Source organism: Oleiphilus sp. HI0043 (assembly GCF_001634935.1).
Genome location: NZ_LWEY01000891.1, coordinates 1 through 521 on the forward strand (window position 1 = coordinate 1; position 521 = coordinate 521).

At 40.7% G+C, this 521-nt stretch carries 1 protein-coding gene; it reads right to left on the minus strand.

The annotated features are described in order from the left end of the window. Window positions 1-207: 207 nt before the first annotated feature. Window positions 208-521, minus strand: a 314-nt coding sequence (locus A3729_RS32750) for a hypothetical protein (RefSeq protein WP_197475756.1), incomplete at its 5' end; no start/stop codon positions are given.

A 521-nucleotide genomic window follows, 5' to 3' on the forward strand; every position in this document is an offset into this window, starting at 1 on the left:
TGTGCAAACAAATTGATGAGCGCCGATGGCGGGTACCTTACTTTTAAAGAGTTCTTCGATCGCATTCATGCAATATCTCAATCGGATATCGACTCTAAATCTCAGTCGGTGCTTGAAGATCTCCGGTTCTATGGTGAGTCTATCATTCCATATGCCTAGTAAAGAGCTTCAGATAGCGCGGGCTATCTGAAGCTAAATAAGCTTTTTCTAGAACTTGCTGAACCCTTGCCATTGTTCAGTAGAAAGATTCGTCATGCCCTCGGCGCTGTTAATTTCTGTCTTTTCTGGTTCTCTTGCCTGAGAGTTTTCAGAATTAGATTTTGCGACAACAGTAAGCACCCCGTTTTCGTCAGCAATAATGTTCTGAACTAGAGTGCTCATATCTTCTAAGGTAAGAGAGTTCACTTCTTTAGCTAATTGTTCTTTGGTGTCGAAGTCTACATTTTTTATATCAATGTCTTTCCAAAACCTATTGGAGCGTGAATAAAGGGTGTTGTCTTGCTTTAGTAGGTTTGCAACAA